Annotated in this window: 1 protein-coding gene; it reads left to right on the top strand. The window is 53.3% G+C overall.

What is annotated here, in order from left to right:
* Positions 1-216: 216 nt before the first annotated feature.
* A partial coding sequence (locus tag PsAD37_RS17095) for a reverse transcriptase domain-containing protein (RefSeq protein WP_275078333.1) occupies positions 217-919 on the top strand: 703 nt, incomplete at its 3' end.

A 919-nucleotide genomic window follows, 5' to 3' on the forward strand; every position in this document is an offset into this window, starting at 1 on the left:
AATACGCTTTTAAGTCCAACATATGAACGAGGGAAGGCATGGATGGAATGCTAAGGAAGCAAACTCCGATGACCACTATGCTGGCGGAGCTCCCGTAGTAGTCTGAGGCAGGGAAAGCCTGTTACACGAGACCGGACTGAGCCGGTCTTAAGGCGAAGGGGAGCAGTTCAAGTTGTTTGGCGTTTGTTATTAACTGACCGAATGAGGTGAAGACCTTTGATAATCAGTGAAATGCAACACAAACTCGCAACGTGGGCCACAAGTGATCCGAACCGTCGGTTCGATCGTCTGTTGCGGCTCGCTGCCAATCGGGTCTGGCTTACTGAGGCCGCTCGCATTGTTCTGGCGTCCAGTGGCGCTCGAACGGCGGGTATTGATGGAATGGACAAGCAACACCTGCAAAGTAATCTGGATCGATATCTGGAGGGTTTGCGGGTGGAGCTTCTGGCGGGCACGTATTGCCCCCAGCCGGTCAAACGGATCTACATTCCAAAAGCCAATGGCAAGCAAAGGCCCTTGGGTATTCCAACTCTGATAGACCGCATTGTTCAACGCGCCATGCTGATGGCTTTGGAGCCTATCTGGGAGAGCGACTTTCATCGCAATTCCTATGGCTTCCGACCGGAGCTGAGTGTGTATCACGCGGTACGGACAGTAAGGACCCAGCTGCAAGATACAGACTGTGTTAGAGGACGGTGGGTCATCGAAGGTGATCTGGCCAGCTACTTTGACACCGTCCATCATCGACTGCTGATCCGCTGTGTGCGCCGCCGTGTTCAGGATAAGAGATTTATCAGTTTGCTCTGGCGTATCTTGAAAGCAGGTCACATTGATCGTGGCCTGTTCAGGGCTGCCAATGAAGGTGTTCCGCAAGGCGGCGTTCTTTCGCCGCTCCTGTCCAACATCATGCTCCACGAGT

It is taken from the genome of Pseudovibrio sp. Ad37, assembly GCF_001623075.1.
In the GTDB taxonomy this organism is placed as follows: domain Bacteria; phylum Pseudomonadota; class Alphaproteobacteria; order Rhizobiales; family Stappiaceae; genus Pseudovibrio.